This window comes from Thermodesulfobacteriota bacterium, from assembly GCA_031082315.1.
GTDB lineage: Bacteria > Desulfobacterota > QYQD01 > QYQD01 > QYQD01 > QYQD01.
Window position 1 is genome coordinate 98,543 of sequence record JAVHLC010000009.1, and the last position, 17,933, is coordinate 116,475.

Consider the following 17,933-nt stretch of genomic DNA (forward strand, 5'->3'; position numbering starts at 1 on the left):
TTAGCTGCTTGAAAAAGTATTCTTAAATCCCTCCCAACCTCCCTTTTCCAAAGGGAGGAGAAACGCTTCCCCTTTTGGGAAAGAGGGATTGAGGGGGATTTTTGAAGCGCTGTTTTCTGGACGACTAGCTCTTTTCAAACAACTAAAGTGTTACACGAGTTTAAAGTTTTTCTCTGCGGGCTCTGCGTACTCAGTGGTGAAAAGGCTTTTGCGAATTGATCTATTTTACGAAGGTAATTTAGGCTGTGGCCGGCGTTTTTTACGCCTGCGCCATGACTGTTTCTTTGTGCTGCGTGAGGGTTTATAAAGGAGGTTTATGGTAGATGGCGGAACTGATTTATCTTCGGCCTCTGCCGCCAGCAAGAATAGCCTTATAGCCTCAAGGGGATACCGGCGCGGCCTGATGCGCCGGGGAATCTGTCCGCTGGCCGCTATTTCTGAAAGGACAGGCTGCGCCGCAAGAAGGTGGGATGCGTTTTCCCGATCAGATCGCTTAATATCAAAGATTCCTAAGGCCGCGTGTCCGGCCTGCCGTATGTCTTCTGTAAACCAGGGGTTGGGCGGTGGAGCTGATGGTGACCAGGCCAGGCCGGATGCACGGAACCAGGGGAGTAGAAAAAGGGCAAACATAAATGCCTGGCTAACCGGCGTACCCTCGGAACAAAGCCTGTCCAGTCTGCGAAGGAGCGCCAGGAGGAAAGGGGTTAAATTCTCCGCTTCTTTCTTAAGCGCCGGTTCATAAAAGGGAAAGAGGGAGAAGAAGAAACCGGTTCTTATCATCAATTCCACACATGCGGCAGCGCTGCCGCCGGTGAAATCCCTGAGCCATTCATCACGTATCCTCGATACCGGACAGAGCCAGATCCTGTCCCTGTTTTTCTCTATGGCCCGAAAGGTATTTTCTTCTATGGTAAAGCCAGTGCGCGCCGCATGCCGTATGGCGCGCATCATACGCACCGGGTCCCTAAGAAACCGGGACTCCGGTTCTCCGATGACCCGGACGATCCCATGTTTGAGGTCTTCTACCCCGCCCACATAGTCCAGCACCGAAAAATCGGCGATATTATAGAAAAGGGCGTTTATAGTCAGATCGCGGCGTAAGGCGTCTTCACCCGGCGTTCCATAGGTATTATTATCCTGCAGGGTCTCGTCGGCAGGGTCAAATTCCGAACGGCATCGAAAGGTCGAAACCTCCACCACCTTACCCCCTTTAAAGAATACCTGTACCAACCGGAATCGGCGTCCGATAAGGCGACTGTTACGGAATAGTTCTTTAATCTCGCTGGGCCGGGCATTGGTAGCCACGTCAAAGTCCTTGGGCGTTCGGCCCAGGAAAAGGTCCCGGACGCCTCCTCCCACCAGATAGGCCAGATAGCCATGGTTTTTTAGCTTATAAAGCACCCTTAATGCCTCCGGGTCAATGTCTTTGCGCGAGATGGGGTGCTCTGACCTGGGAATGACTGTGACCGGGCGTTGTTGTGTTGTATCTCTGCCCCGGTCAATCACTACTCGGCCCTTCTTTCATCGCGTGAATCGGCCTCTGTTTCTTTTAAATGTCGCAGGTGCCTATGGACGTACCATACGACAGCGGCTACGACCGCCAGGCCGATTACCACATCGAATTTATGGAAGTGGTCCCGCAGAGAAGGCCAGTTGTGTCCAAGTTGCAGTCCTATGTAGGCCAATCCCAGGCACCAGGGGAATGAGCCCAAAAAGGTGTATATAATGAAACGCCAGAAGGGCATGCGGGCTATCCCCGCAGGCAGGGAAATAAAGGTGCGGATTACAGGCAAAAGACGGCTGAAAAAGATAGCCGCTTCTCCATAACGGCTGAACCACTGGTCGGCCATTTTGATGTCCCGGTGTGAGATAAGGATATAACGGCCGTATTTCTCTAACCAGGGCCGGCCGCCATAAATACCCGCTGTGTAGGCCACAACCGAACCTGCTACACAGCCCAAAGCGCCCATGAAGCCCGCAACCCAGAGATCAAACCTCCCCGTTAAAACCAGATAGCCGGAGAAGGGCATAATGATTTCCGAGGGCAGAGGAATACAGGCGCTCTCAATAGCCATGAGACAGACAATACCCCAATAGCCTAAGATATTGATTGTATCGATAATAAACCGGCTTAAGATTTCAATCAGCTCAGCGATCATGATTATTTTCTTCCCAGCCGCATTCTCCGATGAGGCTTACAAAGCGCACCCCACCCAGGTCTTCTTCTCTGGTCTTATCGCCTTCTTTTATGATTCTTATAAGCGACTGGGACCAGCGGTCTCCCACCGGGATAACCAGCCTTCCCGGACTGGCCAACTGGTCGATTAGAGAGGGAGGGATGGCAGGAGCGCCCGCCGTGACGATAATAGCATCAAAGGGGGCTTCCTCTTTCCAGCCCAGAGTCCCGTCTGAAAATTTGATAATGACATTCCGATATCCCAGTGCATCCAGGGTCCGGCGGGCCCGGATGACCAGATTATTTATGCGTTCTATGGAGTAAACCTTATGGGCTAACTCGGCCAGGATAGCAGTCTGGTAGCCTGATCCGGCGCCGATCTCCAGTACCCGTTCAGCGCCTTTCAGTTCCAGGGCCTCGGTCATTAGGGCCACTATGTAAGGTTGAGAGATTGTCTGTTTTTCACCAATGGGCAGGGGATAATCACTGTACGCCTGGCTGTATAGGCCCTCTTCAATAAAGTAGTGGCGCGGCACCTTACGCATGGCCTCGATAATCCGCGGATCTTTTATACCACGGGCTATAATCTGAGTTTCCACCATCCTCTGGCGGGCCTTATCGTAATCTATGGGGATATCAAGGAGCATAATTTTACGCCTGGTTTTAATCTGGCTTGTCTCGGGAAAAACCAGGGATAGACCGCTTTATCGCACGTCTTCTTTCACCGTGTAATAACAATTGGAGGCCACTTCGCCTGTAAATTCGATTTTAATTGTCTCTATCTCTTTCTTTGACAATTTTTCTCCCAGATAGGGTATCTTACCTATGAGATCCTTTTTCACATTATTATAATACCAGCATTCAGAACCGTCCGGTCGATTTTCTACGCTGCTCGGCCGGCCAAATAGCGCCAGGATATCCTTTTTGGTCGTTTCCCCCTTTTTGACCAGACAGGCATCTGAGGCATAGTATTTTACCGGCGTACTGCTACACGCCGACAAAAGGGAAAGTAAAACCATAAATGATAGATAGAAACCAAAATGCCTTCTCATATAACCCCTTATGCAAAAACTATTTTTAAGTAATTAGTGTTCATCCGGAAACTATCGTTTCCGGATTCAAGCTTTCAGCGATCAGCTGTCAGCCGTCAGCAAAAGAATATGAGAAACACCATGTTAAGCTGAACGCTGAATGCTGACAGCTCATCCGGATTTTTTTGGGTTTTCGGATGGAAGCTAATTAATATATAGAAGTCACAAAAAATGCAATTAGTTTCTGGCCAGATACCCGGCCCGGGATTAACGGAATCTTGCGGGTAGAGACGGCCTGATCTTACACACTCCGCAAAAAAAGGTGGCATTGGCAGTCGTTGTGATGTAAAAAACACATTAAAGAAAGAATCATCCGGGAGGATCAAGGTGTTAGCTGAAAGAATCGATAGAGACCAATTCGGCATATTGTGGCGGCAGATGATGTCCAGTCTTTTAAAAGCGGCGCATTCCAAGGCCAAATTAAACGAGGTAATAAAGGCCGTGGAGGAGGATCCGGCTTACAAAGAGATTTATAAAAAATGGGATGGCCTTACCCCGGAAGAGATGGCCGAGGCCTGGCAAAGGACAAATACCTTGATGACCAAGGCGATTTATGCCACCCGGCCTTATTGTGTACGCTGCGGCGATTGTTGCCAGGAAAGCAGCCCAACTCTCTACGAAGAGGATTTAGCTCTTTTGATGAACGGCGTCCTGGATAAGAAAGATATTATAACGCTCAGAAAAGGCGAGATCGGCTATTCACCCAAGGAAGGGCGCACGGTGATATTGACTGAGGAACTGATAAAAGTAAAAGAGGAAGGCAGCGAAGGTCCGTGTATATTTTACAAAGACAAGGGGTGCGGCATTTATGAAAACCGTCCCCGGCAATGCCGGACGTTGGAATGCTGGAATCCGGAAAGCTTTGAGGTATTTTCATCACTTACCCCCCTGGACAGAAGGGCCATTCTCTCCGAAGACAACCCCCTGTGGGAAGTGATCACGGCGCATGAAAAGCGGTGTTCTCACGAATTATTGAGTTCCATCCTGGAAAAAGGTCAGGAGCTGAATCAGACATCTGAGGATAAGGCCCTGGATATAATTCTCTACGACCTGCATGTCCGCATGTTTATGGAGGAAAAGTTAGGCATAAAGAAGGAGGATATGGATTTCTTTTTTGGACGCCCTGCCCTCCAGACGCTGTCTGCCTACGGTTACCGGCTGGAGGGTGAAGAAGGTCAGCCCACGAAGATTGTAAAAATAAAGGCGAACGAGTCGGCTTCGGCTTGACCGGATACATCGGCGATCCGGTAGCGACTGATTATGTGTTGATTGTCTTCAGTCCCAAGAACTTAACCATCGGATCGAAATCCCTGTCGTCATGTAACAATGGTAGCTGGTAGTGGATACAGAAAGTTCCAATCATGACATCTATAGTCTTCCTCACCGTAACGCCTCTCCTCCTGAGAAGTCTATAGTTCATCGCGCTCTCTAAGGCCAATGCCTGTCCTCCCATTGGCATGAATGGGATGCGTAAGAGAAGATCCCTTGCGATCTTGAAGTCCTTATCGCTTTGAAATCCCTGAAGTACTTCGGTCAGGATGAGATCGCCTATTATGATGGGGATATCTCCAAGTGAAGAATCCAGCCAATCCGTCTGCGCCGTTTTATTGCCGTTGAAGTAGTCGATCCAGACGGACGAATCAATGAGAATCATTTGTCTAACCGCATTTCGTCGAGACTACCAGTCCACTTGAGTTTTCCTCGAAAGCCCTTGATTTTCTTCTGGCCTTTCAATTGCACTAACAATTTCAACCCCTCTTCTATGGCATCCTTTTTTGTCTTTAGGCCGGACACCTTGAGGGCGGATTCCATTAAATCGTCATCAAGGACTACATTCGTTCTCATTTCTTGCCTCCTATGTGTATAATCGCCCATATTATACACATTAACGGGACTATTGGGAAGGGTTATATTGCTGGGCACATCAAGTGGTGCACTTTGAAGTAGAATTCACCGAAGCTCGATTACAGCAAGGTTGGGTTACCCACTTGAAATGAGAAAGAACCCTATTTGCCGCCCCAAAATCTCTGCTTCAAGCTGTTACATCAACCACAGACCCACCAAGGCCCCTGATCTTTTCATCAAGCAGTTCAACCACCTTATTGATTGTTTTATAGCTGATGTCGGGTAATTTACCGCCAAAGAGATTCTCCGCCTCTTTAAAGCCCTTGATTACCGCGTCTCTGGCTATTTGAAGTTTTTCAATGTCATCTCCAGCCAGCTTAACCGCAAAATCAAAAATTGTCTGTGCTGTGTTTTTTACACCTAAAGCTCCATCTTCACTGATCAGCGCCTTGGCTTCATCCTGACTAAGATCTGTAATCGGTTTACCGTTATAAAAAAGCTGTGACAGATCAAAACCGGCTGATTCATCTAACTTTTGGACCCCGGCCTGGGATTCGATATGTACTTTCGTTTCAATCTTAATACTAAAATGCATCTCGATAATCAACTTGTTCACCTGAGTGACCGGGCTCTCCTTGGCGGTTTTATCGGCATCTTTCTTCGGCTCTTCATTAGCACGCCCCGTTTTCTTGTCATTTAAACCTTGGGGGATATAAAGACTTTTATTGACTCCGTTGATATTAGACATTAACAACCTCCTTTTTTAAAAATCGCTAATTGCGAAGATTTTGATCCTCTATAGAAAAGTAAAAAAAGTCCCTTCTTATATCTTATCGTCATAAGTCTTATAAGCTTTGATTAAAGCGGGAGATAGAGACTGGACTGAAAGGTAGGGCGCAATTCTTGTAGGGATATGAAGGGACAAAGATTGCCGTAGGCATCACACCCTAAGACGCTACTCCTCCAACGACCTATTCACACACGCATCCCTGCCTGGCGCTTCCGTATCATTGAGAAAATGGAAAGGAATAAATAAGTTATGCAAAGTAAGAACCAACGTCCCCATCGGCCCTTCCTTTACTCAAAAATCCTTGAGGATTTGTAGTAGTTGTATGCCCAGAATTTATAACCACCTGCAACAGGCTGATTTTATATTCTTTTTATTTTTCGCTTGACAGGAGGATATAGGATTGTCCCTCTTTATACCTGGAAAACCAAAGGGCGTCCCTAAGTCCGATATTTGCGCGGAAAATTCAAGGGGAATAGGGGGATGACGGTTCTGAGGCTTTTCTATCTTTTGCTCACCGTCCTCTGTGAATCTTTATCGCCGATGGAGTTCAAGCTGATTAATTATTCTCGATAAGATATAACCTTTCTATCGATAACATTGCATATCGGCTGATAGTGCTTGAGGTTGCTTGTCAAAATGGTGGATTTAACGGGGGAAAGTACGGCAAGTATTGCATCCCCACAACTCCAGCAGTTCTTGAAATTGTGTTCCTTGTTACTGAATTTCCTTGATGCATACGGTAATAACCGCAATATTTCCTTTAAGCTCTTTATTCGCCTTTTAGTCTCTGGATCTGGCTCGGGCAGTGCTTGCAAGGCTTTTAGTATCGCCTCGAAGTCCTTCCTATGTGCCTCAAAGAACTCTTTTATTTTGCATTCAATTTCGGATTTGTTACATTGACTACCGTCATTATGAAGGACTGCTCCAGCCTGACGGGGTGGGGCAATATCCAGGTAACAATCCATTGGGTTCAGTAAGTCCTCCGCGAGCCTTTCCAAGCTGTTCCATAACCTTCTTATTAGGATTCTGGTATAACTCGCCATTTCTCTGCGAAGATACTCGTCCAGATTGTCAATTTTTTCTTTCTCTACGTCCTTGAAAAACTCCGCCATCGCCTTCAGTAGAGAACTTAGTCTGTTTCGACTAGAGGTCGCAGAGAGTCTGTATATTGAATCCATGACTTCATAATATGATGTGTATGTAGTGAGTTTGTTATGTAATAGAACGAGATATTGCAGAACGCCGCGTTTTATCTCCATTCTGACATACTGAGCACTCAATTTTTTTTCGTGTTGCTCCAATATCCTATCTATGCGACCTGTCGCTGCCGCAAAACAATGATCTATTATTGCAGTTGTTTCGAGAAATAGGGTGTTGTTAGCCATTTTCTGGTTCAATTCTCATTGGGATGGTGAGATCGAAGTTTTCATCTAAAATGTATAGGCATTCATTGAAGACGTGGTCGGACATGTTAAAATTGTTCTTTATGAGTCCGATCACGTTCCTCAATTTGACCAATTCTATTTTGGAAAAGGGGGTGTTTGTCTTATTCTTTAGACACACATGGAAGGCGGTAAGGAGATCTCCGAAATTCTGACTAACATCTTTTTTGAGTAAGATTAATTCGAAAATGTTGTTCCTGAGAAGGTCCAATTGTATCTCGCGTTCAACCTCATCTTCAAAGTCCGCTATTGCTACACATATATTCTCCAAGGCCAGATTCAACGTATCCACTATGGATACTAATTTAGTTACTCTGTCGACGTCCTTTACTTTGTAAAGGCCCTCTGGTGTAGCCTTCTCATCTTCTTGTCTCGTCTCGACATAACTACGTTCAAAATCTGGAGCTTCTGTCGACTGAGAGCCTTCTTTTTTTTGAAATGGAAGGACTGTCCCCATTTGAGTTCCCTGTCTACAGAGACTTCATGAGAAGTCTGACTCTGTGAAGATTAGTCTTTATCAGCTCGCTACTTTTCAGAATACCAAAATCAACTGTTTTAGTAGTAAAATGGTCGACGTCTACTATCATACCAATTTTATGGAACCATGGTGTGTCTAGCTTTCCCGGAAAGGGAAGATCAATTGTCGGCAATTCTCTATTAACCGACTTTATGTTCAATGTACACCCCATGTCATCATCGTGATGCATCAACCTTATTCCTATGTCCTTCAGGGTCTTCCCCAGGTGCTTTGTCTTGTCCGGATTCAAAGAAAAGAGTGATGTTCTATTCATAGCTTGAACTGCCTCTTCCTCTGTGTCGAAGGGCATGACAAAGATAAATCGGTTGCCAACTCGAAGAAAGGTGTTGATTTCAAGGTAGCTGTGTATCAGGTCAATTGATTCGTCAACAATCTCACAAAAATCACCGATATCTTTGGGGGTATGTTGAGAAATAAAGGATTTCTCCGGCCCAAAAGTGACATCGATGAATTGTTCCTTTAGTCTTATATGGGCGTTTTCAGGGTCGACCTTCATGCACACAAGATCGGGCCACTTGCTTGCCAAACCTTTCCACAATTTTCCGAAGTTGTCCCAGTAAAGGAATCCATGCTTATACCTGACTTCAAAAACCACGTTTTCTAATATAAGATCGTCGAAGTTCATGAATCTTTCCTTCTATCAGGGTTTGGCGGACATAGCGGTTTAGACGGTTGATCTGACGCTGTATCCGAAATCTAAATATCAAAAAAGGAGTGTGTTGTAAATAGGTTAGTACGTCTTGATAACAGAATCAACCCTTCAGGATACTTCACCAATCAATATTAATTACATAGGTGGTCATCTGGATAGCACTTTTGAAATACGGGAGATATCTTATGATCTTTTCAAATTTCAGACTTTCCTCCCAGTTTAACCCCAATTTATTAGATTTCTTGCCAGTAACAAAACAACCAGATCGGGAACTCGGTTATAGATAGAGGCAATATACCGCAATTCCCTACGCTGTTCAAGGCAATAGATTCATTCTTGTTTTTAATGATCTTCTGCTCCGTTGTCATCTGACATCCCTCCCTAAAATTCTCTGACCTTATACCAGATTTATTCGGGAATGTCAGATTAAGTCTAGCTTATTACATAATCAGTCATCTTTGTGTGCCTCTCATTCTATTCTTTCTTTGGTATGGATAACACACGGCTAACCAGCGGGGGCATTTTGGCCACGCACGGTTCATAAGCTTCTGCCACGGTAGCCACCGTCTGGTTCATCCATTTGTTAACCATTTCTGTCCAGTTCAAGCACGCTATTGCAACTGGATTCCCTTAATGCTTATGAAAAGTGGATTGTACGGAAAACAGCGTCCATTGCTAATGCAATACCCATACTTCGATGAGAAAGAGTACCTTCTTCCCTTGGCCGCCGAGGAACGAGCAAAATTAAAAGAGATCACCTTCGACCCGCTCGGTGGAAGTTCGATGAGTCGCCCGCGATCGGACAACTCCAACTCATCATTTCTGCCTGCCGCATACGTTGTCACATAATTGAATTGCATATTGTTATCATCTTGCAGGAAAGTGCTATCTCTATGCTCAAAAGCCCTGAGCACCAAGGTCTGATTCGCCTTATTGGTGTGCTTCATGAGAAGATGGAAATATGGGCCAGATTGCTCAAATGAGACAACGTCTATTCTAAGCACGGTACTCTCAAAAAAGGGTCGATTGCCATCACGTGCACTCTTTGACGACGATGAACCGTTACTCTGAGCAGCAACACTGAGAGGTTGACCTGTCTCTATCCCCCTTGCAAGAAGTTCCTCAATAGCCTTGGTCTTATCTATGTCTCCCTTAGCAGCTCCAATCATCTTCGCTGTATCGGTTGCTATGACCTTGACTGTAGCCCTGATACTATCTCCGAATGGAGTAATGGAGCCTGTTATAATTGCATCAACCTCTGCAATCTGTCCGAGTTTCTTAACGGTGTTCGGGTCAATGAGGCCTGAGATAGAAAGCTTATGTTCAGCGAGGATAGTTTTCAGGTGGGTTCTATCAATTACCTCAAACCCTTGGGCTACGGTTGTTAAGTCTACAGAAAGCTCCTCCGCAAGAAATCTTCCAAGCTCTGTCACATTACCCTGAAGGTCTGTAAAATCAACAACCGCTATCGTCTTTTTACCAGACTTGGAAATACTCGCTGCTATGGTTGACGATATGCTTTTTATCTCTTTTTCATAAGCCATCGTGATATTAGAATTTGATAGTAAAAGAGTTGGTAAAATGACTATCATAATTAATAATCGATACATTACAATCTCCTTCCTTAGAAAATTGGTTTTAATATTCTATTGGAATACTTCTCTGAAAGTATCTCTAATCCACGCTCCAAAGCTGCATCCTCAGAAAACCCTGGGCCAATAACACTAAAACTATCACTCCTAATAATTTCAGCATGTTTGTTTATAATTTTGTAAGAGAAATTAATATTACAGGAAATTAAGTCGCTATCAATCCTTGCATCTTTTTGGAATGAGTAATTTAGTTTCCCAAGGATGAGATAATCAATCTTTGACAGGGCATTTGCTTGTCTAAGAAGATTTATATTTCCATCGTAGATTTCTCTAAAGAAGCCCTTAACTTTAAATGATTCTTCCTTGAATAGATTAATAATTAAATTAACCTTCTCTGTTCTTAAAAGATTATAAAGTGCGTTTTCAGGGGTAAATCCGCTTTCAGTTTTTTTAGACTCAATCACTATAGCTATATTCGGTTTACCTACACGTATAGTAATATCTCGGTTTATTAAGAGGTTAAATTCATTTGGTTCTCCTTCTTTACTATCTATTCGGGGAGGTTTGGGAAAAGGTGGCTCAACCTCGGAAAGCAAGTTTGTCGATTTTTCGCTACCCAGGCCTTCCTTAGAGGTATTCTTACCAATGAGATCACGGCTCCGATTATCAACGTTCTTCAACCATGCCCAAGAGACTCCTATTACTGCCACGATACCAACAGCAATGACTTTGCTCCAAACAGGATCGCGCCAAATCCTAGGGAAGAATAGCTTGGTCATTTGCCACATCCGTGCCGGGACTCCGTTGGCGGATTTGGGTTGTTCTGGGTGAACTGTAGCAGGTTGCTCATCAGTCATCGTGTGGATACCTGTCGTCGCTTCCTTCCTGCGCAACCATTTTTCAATAACCGGGATCTTGTACCTTGCGTAAACTCCCATCGCAAGCTTCTTGCGAACTTCATCAACACCTTCTCTCTCTAACTCTGGCCAAATCTTGTCAGGATCTGTTATTGGCATAGGTTTATTCTATTTAATTTTTAAGATAACGAGCCTGTCGAAAAACCCGAAAAACTACATTTGGGGTGCCTTTCTTCAAAATTGCTAATTTCGATGGCTACATGGGAAAACAATGTTTAAACAGCCCAAGAAGGCCGACAATCCACGTTCTAGGGCAATGCCTATTCAACCAATGTAATTCCACCATTTAGACTACTACAACCTTAAAATGGGTCGATGAACCTCCTTTTGGACTTTTTCGACAGGCTCAACGCAGCAGTTGAGCAGTGCCCCGGAGGGCCATCTGTCTCGAACTCCTGGTTCTCCCGTAGCGAAGCGGAGGGGGGAACAAATTATTGTATAGTTTCTATATATCATACTTAATTATCAAGCCTGTCATATAAAATCAATTTTTATTCTTGAATATTATGCCCCAATATCACGCAATTTTGTAATGATATCAAGAGATAATGGTTAAGATATTACCTGGATTTTTGGTGTTTCCCTCTGTGCCCTGGTTTTATTGTTTTTTCTGTGCGGGCGGCAGGGTCTTTACTTTTATGAGGCGCTGGTCTTGGCTTTCTTTTTGAGCTCTTCGGTGAGTATGAAATCCTGCGGGTCTTCCAGATCATACACAGAAAGGGGGGAGGGCGTCTCGATACTCAATCCCGCTTCAAAGTTGTAAAGCATGCGTATGTCCTTATTCAACTTGCGGGTGAGTTTGGTTATTGGTATGCCCACCGGACAGGCGCTCTCACAGGCCCCGCAGTCTGTGCAGCGACCGGCGCAGTGCATGGCGCGGAGGAGGTGAAAGGTAAAGGCATCTCCGGAGGCGGGCGGTTTATCAAACCACCTGGGATCGGTTCGATCCACAAAACAGGTTGGACAATAGCAGACCGGACAGGCGTTACGGCAGGCATAACACAGCTTGCACTGGGCAAACAGGGTTCGGAAGTATTCTGAACGTTCTTCTGCAGATTGGGCCTCCAAGACTTCTATGTCTTGATCGGCCGTTTCTTTATCTTCATCCACCCTCCTCTCGGCGGATCTACCGACCGGCTCTCCGGCCAGGACGTCGTAGATGACAGGATTTTTATGCCGGCAATAAAGGCAACTCTGACGGAGGAGCTCGCGGCGCGGATATTCCTTGGTGAAGGCATCACCGGACAATGTCACCCGGTCGGATTCCGTCCTGATGTCTTTTATCTTTTTCTTGCCTGAGAGCGCCTTAATCTTATGCCTGTCCAGCATCCCCTGGCAGGGAACGCCTATAATATAGATATCTTCCCTTCTGATTTGCTTTTCTACGATATAGACCACGATATTGCGCGAGATACAGCCATTGGCGATAATGCCGATCTTCTTGTCCCGCCTGAGCAGATTTTTTGCCGGATTGCTCACACAGAAGTCATTCCAGATGAGCTTTCCCGCTATGGAAGACTCTTCTATAAACGCCGGTTGAGTAGTGAGCGGGCTTGCTCCCGGCGTGAAACCTATGACCAGGTCAACCCTTTTCTCTTCCAGGGCCTTCGCCGCTATGCTTCGTATGGCTTCGGTAGGCATTGACGTTAGACCATCAAGTTCGGCTCTTTTTGAGATATGTTAATGGGCCGAGGATTCTCACCCGGTCGGTAACTTCCTGCATGGTTTTTACAAAGAGTTCCGCCTCTGACGCAGAAATCCAGGCAAAGTGAAGGCGATCCTCCTCCATCCCCATAAAATTAAACAGATTTTTGAATAATTGAAACCGGCGGCGGGCGTAAAGGTTACCGCTGCGGTAATGACAATCTCCCGGGGCGCATCCGGATACAATTACGGCATCCGCCCCCTGCCGCAGGGCATACAGTATGAAATAGGGGCTTACGCTGCCTATGCAGGGGACGCGCACGATGCGCACATTCTGTGGATACTTGAGCCGCTTGACGCCGGCCAGATCAGCCGCGGCGTAGCTGCACCAATTGCAAAGAAAGGCGATGATCTTGGGCTCCCGGCCCTGTGATTTTTTCCCCATTTTGGCGGCGCGTCTCAGATAGTTATTTTTCATCCGGAACCCTAAGGGTTCCGGATGAAGCGATCAGCAGTCAGCTATCAGCCTTCAGCTTAATGTTTTGTTTCCATAGATTTTTGCTGACAGCTAATCGCTGATCGCTGAAAGCGTGAAACCGGAAACAGTTGTTTCCGGATGAACACTAATTACGGTGTTACCTTTTACCAAATGAGCGTGGGGCTGTCAACAAACGAAGAGGGAAAACAAAATTGACATAGGTAGTCCCTTTTGTTAACTTTAGAGGTATGAAAAAGCCGCTAAGCCCTGCCTATAATTTTACGGTCCGGTTGAAGTCACCGGATCGCTCCGGGCCGGAAAAGGTCGCGGCGGCCATTGAACGTGGTGATGGCCGTCTCATAGATATTCACATCTTAAGCGAGACCCGGAATGCTGTCCAGGCACTGGCCAATTTCCATGCCCGTGACGAACAACATGCCCAGGCCCTGGTGGAAAAAATAGGCAAAATAGAAGGGGTGCATATATTGGAAGTGGTCGATGAGGTGTTAAAGCTGCACGAAAGGGGCAAGCTGGAGATAAAAAGCCGCATACATCTGAAAACCAAGACCGAGCTTTCCATGGCCTATACCCCCGGTGTGGCGCGGGTTTGCCAGGTAATAAATGAGGATGAAGACAGGGTCTTCGACTTCACGACCAAGGCGAATACCGTGGCCGTGGTTACGGATGGCACCGCCGTGCTCGGTCTGGGGGATATCGGGCCCCGGGCCGCGCTTCCGGTCATGGAGGGTAAGGCCATACTTTTTAAAGAATTCGGCGGGGTGGACGCCTTCCCCATCTGTCTGGACACGAAGGATGAAGACGGGATAGTAGCGGCGGTCAAGGCCATAGCCCCTGGTTTCGGCGGCATTAACCTGGAAGATATTTCAGCCCCCCGTTGTTTCACTATAGAAGAGCGTCTTAAGAGGGAACTGGACATCCCTGTCTTCCACGACGATCAGCACGGCACGGCGGTAGTGGTACTGGCGGCCATGATTAACGCCCTTAAAGTGGTGGGCAAAAAGATGCCGGATATTAAAGTGGTCATAAGCGGGGTAGGCGCGGCCGGCGTGGCCGTGACCAATATCCTGCTTTCTGCGGGCGTAAAAAATATCATCGGCTGTGACAGGGCCGGGGCCATCTACCGGGGCCGGAAGGAACACATGTCTCCCGTCAAGGAGGAATACGCAAGGCGGACCAACCCTGCGCGGGAAAAGGGGAGTATTGCGGCCGTCCTGAAGGGAGCGGATGTGTTTATCGGTGTCTCGGCTCCGGGGATTGTAACGCCGGACGATATAAAGAAGATGACGGCTCAGGCTATCGTCTTTGCCCTGGCCAATCCCGTCCCGGAGGTCATGCCGGAGGATATTGCCTCGTATGCGGCAGTGACGGCCACCGGACGCTCTGACTATCCCAATCAGATCAACAACGTGCTTTGTTTCCCGGGGATATTCCGCGGGGCCCTGGATTGCCGGGCGAAAGACATAAACGAAGAAATGAAGCTGGCGGCGGCCCGGGCCATAGCCGGCGCGGTAAAAAAGGATGAACTGGGCCCGGAGTATATCATACCCAGTGTTTTTGACCCCGATGTAGCCGGGAAAGTGGCTGAGGCCGCCATTATGGCCGCACGCAAGACCGGCGTGGCCAGAACAAAGTAGTGCCAAAAGTTTCACAAAAAATAAGCCACAGAGAACACAGAGTGCACAGAGCCACGTAAAGAAATCAAAAGAAAAAGACAGAGCAGTTAAGAACGAAATAGTTTTATTGGTATCTCCGGGACTTGTGCACTCTCCAGAGCTATGATTAAGTCATTTTCTGGGGACAAACAACAACATTGGAGAAGCTGGGGAGGGAAGGAACCAAATTCTGTCTTAACCTGCTGATATCTCTGTGTTCTCTGTGTTCTCTGTGTTCTCTGTGTTCTCTGTGTTCTCTGTGTTCTCTGTGCCCTCTGTGGCAAGATTCTTGGCAGTACTCGGGGAATAAAGGGAGAAAAAATGAAGACCGGGAAAGCCCGTAACCTTATTTATCTGCTGTCAGTTATCATTCTTATACTGGGCGGGTGTATGCCGGCGCTGAAAGAGGCAGCCTTGCCGCCGACCGCACCCCCTCCAGCGCCTGCTCCCCCTCCCCCACCTCCGCCGCTCGTCCTTACGCCGGAAGAGGATATCCCGCCGTTCCAGGATGATATGGATCTGGACTCTCTGCGCCAGGCCGCCCTAAAAAGCCTTGGCTATTTAGAGCGGTTGCCGGTCACAGAAAGTTTTCGGTTCGGGGATGATATTTACAGCCGTGATGAGGTCGTTGATTCAGTCCGAACACTCGTGGAGATAATAAATGCCGGCGCTGCGCCGGAAGATTTTGCCCGCCTGGTAAAAGAAAAATTTTCTTTTTACCAGGCTACCGGCCGAACCGGCCAGGGCGATGTACTTTTTACCGGCTACTATCTGCCGGTTCTCAAGGGAAGCCGGCTGCGTGCCGGTGGATACGTTTATCCGCTTTATCGACGGCCCGACGATATGCTTTACGTAAACCTTCAGGATTTTGGCCTTGATTACCCGCCAAAGACACTGGTGGGAAGGCCATACAAAGGAAGGCTGGTGCCTTATTATACGCGGCGTGAGATAGATTACCAGGGGGTCTTGCAGGGTAAGGACCTTGAACTACTCTATCTCGCAGACCCTGTTGAGGCCTTCTTTTTGCAGATCCAAGGCTCCGGACGTATTGAACTGGAAGACGGCAAATCGCTGTTTGCCCAGTATCAGGCCAAAAACGGGCGCCCGTACCGCAGCATCGGCAACCTGTTCATCGAAGAAGGCAAGATGGAGCCTTCAGAGGTGTCCCTGTTCAGCCTGAAGGATTATCTGAAGAAATATCCGGAGGAACAGGAGAGAATTTTATGCTATAATGAAAGTTATGTATTCTTCCAGTTGGCGGAGGATGGACCGCGCGGCTGTTTGGGCGAGATACTGACACCAGGGCGTTCGATTGCCACGGATTCCCGGATACTTCCACGTGGGGCTATTGCCCTGATAATAGCCGAAAAACCGGCGTTGGATAATAATGGCGGCATCGAAAGATGGATGCCATTTACACGCCTTGTCCTGAACCAGGATACCGGAGGGGCCATAAAGGGACCGGGGCGTGTGGATATCTTCTGGGGTTCAGGTCCTTATGCAGAGGCGGCCGCCGGTAACCTCAAACACACGGGAAGGCTGTTTTTCCTGGTCAAAAAGCGCGCAGGAATTAGCCCGGATACGAATAGAAAGGAAGTGCTGCCGTGAAGGTGCCTGTTAATAAATCCACGCTGGTCTTGGTGGAAGGGGACATCACAAGCGAAGAGACCGAGGCGCTGGTAAATGCGGCCAATGACCGCCTGGCCGGCGGGGGTGGAGTGGATGGGGCCATACATCGGGCCGGCGGCCCGAAAATTATGGCAGAATGCCGGATTATCGGCGGCTGTCCGACCGGGCAGGCCGTAATTACCACTGCCGGTAATCTTAAGGCCAGGTTTGTAATTCACGCCGTGGGCCCCATCTATATGGGAGGCGCCAAACATGAGCCTCAGCTTCTGGCCGGCGCCTACCGGGAAAGCCTGCGTCTGGCCTCCCGCTATGGACTTAAAAGCCTGTCCTTCCCCTCCCTAAGCACCGGGGCGTACGGTTATCCGGTGGACGAGGCCGCGGAGATTGCCTTGACCACAGTTATCAGCTACCTAAAAGGGCACCCGGAGATCAACACGGTTCGCTTTGTACTCTTCAGCCGGGCGGTATTTGACGCTTATTGTAAGGTATTAGGCAGGTTAGTCGAATAAGGCACTGACAAAGGTGTCCGGGTCGAATTCCCTCAAGTCTTCTATCTTCTCTCCGATGCCGATAAAACGGATCGGGATATTGAGTTCATTGCTAATGCCCACCACAACCCCTCCTTTGGCGGTACCATCCAGTTTTGTCAAGACCATGCCGGTAACACCCAGGGCGCTGTTAAATAGCTTTGCCTGGGAGATGGCATTCTGACCGGTGGTGGCATCCAGCACCAAGAGGATTTCATGAGGCGCTCCGGGCATTTTTTTCTGAATAACCCTTTGTACCTTTTTCAGTTCCTCCATGAGATTTGCTTTGGTGTGCAGCCGCCCCGCCGTGTCTATAATCATTACGTCTGTTTTCCGGGATTGTGCGGCCTCCAAGGCATCATAAACTACCGCAGAAGGATCGGAACCGCTTTTCTGTTTAATAAAATCGGTACCGGCCCGCTTGCTCCATATCTCCAGTTGTTCAATGGCCGCGGCGCGAAAGGTGTCCGCCGCCACAAGCATGACGTTCTGCCCCAGGCCTTTGAATCTGTGGGCTAGTTTCCCGATGGTAGTGGTCTTTCCTGTGCCGTTTACCCCTATAACGAGTATGACAAACGGGCTTGCCGTGATCTCTTCCCCTTCTTTTTGCGGAGAACGCAGTAAGGTGAGGATCTCTTCCCGGAGATAATTTTTAAGGGCAAAGGCATCGGAGAGTTCTTTGCGCTTTACCTTCTCCCGGATGCGCTCTATGAGTCCGGTAGCAGTGGACACACCAAGGTCTGCGGTGATCAATATCTCTTCCAGACTGTCCAGGAGATCGGCGTCAATCTCCTTCTTACCCAGGAAGAGTCTGTCCACCTGTTTGACAAAGGATTCCCTGGTCCTGGCTATCTGGTCTTTAAGGCGCTGAAAAAGGCCGCGCTCTTCCTCCGTCTTTTCTACCGGTTTTTCTTTATTCTTTAGAAACCATTTGAACAT

General features: G+C 47.7%; 20 protein-coding genes. 4 read left to right on the forward strand and 16 right to left on the reverse strand.

Going from position 1 to position 17,933, the window contains the following annotated elements; all coding sequences use genetic code 11:
* Positions 1–225: 225 nt before the first annotated feature.
* The 4 genes from pcnB to RDU59_09380 form a co-directional block, all read right to left on the reverse strand.
* Complete coding sequence (pcnB, locus tag RDU59_09365; protein MDQ7838681.1) at positions 226–1,506, reverse strand: polynucleotide adenylyltransferase PcnB; 1,281 nt, start codon at positions 1,504–1,506, stop codon at positions 226–228.
* Positions 1,506–2,159, reverse strand: coding sequence for a DedA family protein (locus tag RDU59_09370; GenBank protein MDQ7838682.1), 654 nt, complete (start codon positions 2,157–2,159; stop codon positions 1,506–1,508). The genes pcnB and RDU59_09370 overlap by 1 nt, the downstream gene beginning before the upstream one ends.
* Complete coding sequence (locus RDU59_09375) at positions 2,149–2,805, reverse strand: protein-L-isoaspartate(D-aspartate) O-methyltransferase (protein ID MDQ7838683.1); 657 nt, start codon at positions 2,803–2,805, stop codon at positions 2,149–2,151. Before RDU59_09375 ends, RDU59_09370 begins: the two co-directional genes overlap by 11 nt.
* A 75-nt stretch (positions 2,806–2,880) precedes the next feature.
* Positions 2,881–3,228 carry a hypothetical protein gene (locus RDU59_09380; GenBank protein MDQ7838684.1) on the reverse strand — a complete coding sequence of 116 codons (348 nt, stop codon included), beginning with the start codon at positions 3,226–3,228 and terminating at the stop codon, positions 2,881–2,883.
* Positions 3,229–3,594: 366 nt separating this feature from the next.
* On the opposite strand from RDU59_09380, the gene RDU59_09385 reads away from it, so the two are divergent.
* The gene (locus tag RDU59_09385; protein MDQ7838685.1) at positions 3,595–4,494 is read left to right on the forward strand and encodes a YkgJ family cysteine cluster protein; all 900 of its coding nucleotides are present in this window, start codon (positions 3,595–3,597) and stop codon (positions 4,492–4,494) included.
* A gap of 31 nt (positions 4,495–4,525) precedes the next feature.
* On the opposite strand, the gene RDU59_09390 is transcribed toward RDU59_09385, so the two are convergent.
* The 11 genes from RDU59_09390 to RDU59_09440 all read right to left on the reverse strand — a co-directional run bounded on the left by RDU59_09390 (position 4,526) and on the right by RDU59_09440 (position 13,132).
* Complete coding sequence (locus tag RDU59_09390; protein ID MDQ7838686.1) at positions 4,526–4,921, reverse strand: PIN domain nuclease; 396 nt, start codon at positions 4,919–4,921, stop codon at positions 4,526–4,528.
* Positions 4,918–5,112, reverse strand: a complete 195-nt coding sequence (locus RDU59_09395) for a type II toxin-antitoxin system VapB family antitoxin (protein ID MDQ7838687.1) — start codon at positions 5,110–5,112, stop codon at positions 4,918–4,920. Before RDU59_09395 ends, RDU59_09390 begins: the two co-directional genes overlap by 4 nt.
* A 187-nt stretch (positions 5,113–5,299) precedes the next feature.
* Positions 5,300–5,860, reverse strand: a complete 561-nt coding sequence (locus RDU59_09400; protein ID MDQ7838688.1) for a hydrogenase-4 component G — start codon at positions 5,858–5,860, stop codon at positions 5,300–5,302.
* Positions 5,861–6,462: 602 nt separating this feature from the next.
* Positions 6,463–7,287: a hypothetical protein gene (locus RDU59_09405; protein MDQ7838689.1), complete on the reverse strand. Its 825-nt coding sequence runs from the start codon at positions 7,285–7,287 to the stop codon at positions 6,463–6,465.
* Positions 7,280–7,801 carry a hypothetical protein gene (locus tag RDU59_09410; GenBank protein ID MDQ7838690.1) on the reverse strand — a complete coding sequence of 174 codons (522 nt, stop codon included), beginning with the start codon at positions 7,799–7,801 and terminating at the stop codon, positions 7,280–7,282. Before RDU59_09410 ends, RDU59_09405 begins: the two co-directional genes overlap by 8 nt.
* A gap of 13 nt (positions 7,802–7,814) precedes the next feature.
* Complete coding sequence (locus RDU59_09415) at positions 7,815–8,507, reverse strand: hypothetical protein (GenBank protein ID MDQ7838691.1); 693 nt, start codon at positions 8,505–8,507, stop codon at positions 7,815–7,817.
* A gap of 260 nt (positions 8,508–8,767) precedes the next feature.
* A complete protein-coding gene (locus RDU59_09420) occupies positions 8,768–8,902 on the reverse strand; it encodes a hypothetical protein (protein ID MDQ7838692.1) in 135 nt (44 codons plus the stop codon).
* A gap of 243 nt (positions 8,903–9,145) precedes the next feature.
* On the reverse strand, positions 9,146–10,144 hold the full coding sequence (locus tag RDU59_09425; GenBank protein ID MDQ7838693.1) for a FlgO family outer membrane protein: 999 nt from the start codon (positions 10,142–10,144) through the stop codon (positions 9,146–9,148).
* A gap of 14 nt (positions 10,145–10,158) precedes the next feature.
* On the reverse strand, positions 10,159–11,142 hold the full coding sequence (locus RDU59_09430) for a hypothetical protein (protein MDQ7838694.1): 984 nt from the start codon (positions 11,140–11,142) through the stop codon (positions 10,159–10,161).
* Between the two features lie 537 nt (positions 11,143–11,679).
* On the reverse strand, positions 11,680–12,684 hold the full coding sequence (locus RDU59_09435; GenBank protein MDQ7838695.1) for a 4Fe-4S ferredoxin: 1,005 nt from the start codon (positions 12,682–12,684) through the stop codon (positions 11,680–11,682).
* Positions 12,685–12,697: 13 nt separating this feature from the next.
* A complete protein-coding gene (locus RDU59_09440; GenBank protein MDQ7838696.1) occupies positions 12,698–13,132 on the reverse strand; it encodes a hydrogenase iron-sulfur subunit in 435 nt (144 codons plus the stop codon).
* A 281-nt stretch (positions 13,133–13,413) separates the two neighbouring features.
* Here RDU59_09440 and RDU59_09445 point away from each other — a divergent pair, with 281 nt between their 5' ends.
* The 3 genes from RDU59_09445 to RDU59_09455 all read left to right on the forward strand — a co-directional run bounded on the left by RDU59_09445 (position 13,414) and on the right by RDU59_09455 (position 16,976).
* Positions 13,414–14,820: an NAD-dependent malic enzyme gene (locus RDU59_09445; GenBank protein MDQ7838697.1), complete on the forward strand. Its 1,407-nt coding sequence runs from the start codon at positions 13,414–13,416 to the stop codon at positions 14,818–14,820.
* 339 nt (positions 14,821–15,159) lie between these two features.
* On the forward strand, positions 15,160–16,446 hold the full coding sequence (locus tag RDU59_09450; GenBank protein ID MDQ7838698.1) for an MltA domain-containing protein: 1,287 nt from the start codon (positions 15,160–15,162) through the stop codon (positions 16,444–16,446).
* Positions 16,443–16,976, forward strand: coding sequence for an O-acetyl-ADP-ribose deacetylase (locus tag RDU59_09455; protein MDQ7838699.1), 534 nt, complete (start codon positions 16,443–16,445; stop codon positions 16,974–16,976). The genes RDU59_09450 and RDU59_09455 overlap by 4 nt, the downstream gene beginning before the upstream one ends.
* Here RDU59_09455 and ftsY read toward each other — a convergent pair.
* On the reverse strand, positions 16,965–17,933 hold the full coding sequence (ftsY, locus tag RDU59_09460) for a signal recognition particle-docking protein FtsY (GenBank protein ID MDQ7838700.1): 969 nt from the start codon (positions 17,931–17,933) through the stop codon (positions 16,965–16,967). The genes RDU59_09455 and ftsY overlap by 12 nt on opposite strands.